The sequence below is a fragment of the Geomonas propionica genome (assembly GCF_016458235.1).
GTDB classification, from domain to species: domain Bacteria; phylum Desulfobacterota; class Desulfuromonadia; order Geobacterales; family Geobacteraceae; genus Geomonas; species Geomonas propionica.
This window is the reverse complement of record NZ_JAEMHK010000047.1, coordinates 1-318: the sequence shown is the minus strand read 5'-3', so window position 1 is coordinate 318 and position 318 is coordinate 1. Positions and strand designations below refer to the sequence as shown.

Sequence of the window (318 nt, the reverse complement as noted above, 5' to 3'; positions counted from 1 at the left end):
CCCCCTGCATGGTCCCCCGCAAGGTCACCTTAGTGATCACCATGGCGGTCTGGGCCACACCGGCGTCGACACCGACCGCGGCAAAGGTCGCCGCAACGGCGCGCGGGCTGGTAACATTGCTTATCGTGACGGTGACCGGGGCCAGGCTCGGAAAGGTGGCCGGGCTGCCGGAAACGGTAGCCGTACCACCGGTGACGCCGGTCACCACAGCCCCGCTGTTGGGCGTGGCCGTGAGAACGGTGCTACCACCGTAGTTGACCTGGGTACTGGCCGGGGTGACGCTGCCGGGCCCGGAAGCGGTACCGGTCACGGTGTACT

Annotated in this window: 1 protein-coding gene; it reads right to left on the bottom strand. The window is 68.2% G+C overall.

All coding sequences use genetic code 11. The features are described from left to right. A partial coding sequence (locus tag JFN90_RS22095) for a hypothetical protein (RefSeq protein WP_199397296.1) occupies positions 1-318 on the bottom strand: 318 nt, incomplete at both ends.